Source organism: Streptomyces sp. NRRL B-24572 (assembly GCF_002156145.1).
GTDB lineage: Bacteria > Actinomycetota > Actinomycetes > Streptomycetales > Streptomycetaceae > Streptomyces > Streptomyces vietnamensis.
The window spans coordinates 1-911 of the sequence record NZ_MWIG01000796.1; the positions used below are offsets into that span (position 1 = coordinate 1).

General features: G+C 72.1%; 2 protein-coding genes. Both read left to right on the forward strand.

The features are described 5' to 3' along the window. The first annotated feature begins 64 nt into the window (after window positions 1-64). Entirely contained in the window at window positions 65-583 is a 519-nt protein-coding gene (locus CCN56_RS36145; RefSeq protein ID WP_086831985.1) for a hypothetical protein, read from the forward strand. A 79-nt stretch (window positions 584-662) separates the two neighbouring features. Further along, window positions 663-911: sigma factor (locus CCN56_RS36150; RefSeq protein ID WP_306300659.1), on the forward strand; the 249-nt coding region annotated here is incomplete at its 3' end.

Here is a 911-nt window from a genome sequence, read left to right on the forward strand (position 1 = left end):
AACAACGTCGGCCTCCGGTCCCGGTGACCGGAGGCCGACGTTGTTTGTTCTGGAGGAACTGGTCATGACTTCCATCGGTACGCGCAGGCGGAGGCGTGGATGGCTGGCCGCGGTCGCGGGGGCCGCGGTGCTCGCGACGGGCATGGGGACGGCGGTCGCGGCGTCCGTGAACACGGCGCCGGTGGCGGCCGCGCCCGCGGTCGCCACTTCCGGGACGGCCTCCGCGGCCGGTTCCGTGCGGGTGGTCGCGCCGGGTGAGCGGATCGCCGCCGGCGCCGACAAGCTGTGGCTGACGGCGCAGGGCCTGCACGTGGGTGCCACCGCGCCGGATGTCCTCCGGGTGGCCGACGTGCTCCCCGGGAAGGTGGCCACGATCGCCCACGGCGACGCCTCCGGTGCGCTGTTCGCGGGGATCTACCGCGGTCCGGTGACGCCGACGACCACGGTCACCCTCACCCTCGGGGGCCGCACGCTTCAGGCCAGGGTCGTCACCCTGGCCGGCAAGCCGGGCTGGGGCGCCTACTACGTCTTCGACGCGAAGGCGAAGGCCTCCATGAAGCCCTCGATCACCGTCCGGACCTAGTCGCGAACCGTCGCCGCCGCCCCGGACGGGGCGGCGGCCGCAGCACACGCCCCTTCACCGTCTCTCCCCCGAGGTCTGGTTGAGCAACGCCGACGACGAGTTCCACGCCTTCATGACCGTCCGGTGGCCCGGTCTGATGCGCACCGCGTATCTGCTGACCGGCAGCCATCACGATGCCGAGGACCTGGCCCAGAGCGCCCTGGCCCGGGCCTACGCCAAGTGGGACAAGGTGCGGCACAGTGACGACATGGCCGCGTACGTCCGCAAGATCATGATCCACGTTCACGCGGACGGGTTCCGCCGGCGGACCGTCCGCGTGAACGTGGAT

What these genes read in the sequence shown, in the direction of transcription:
- CCN56_RS36145 (WP_086831985.1), top strand. Translation starts at nt 65, where the DNA reads ATGACTTCCATCGGTACGCGCAGGCGGAGGCGTGGATGGCTGGCCGCG.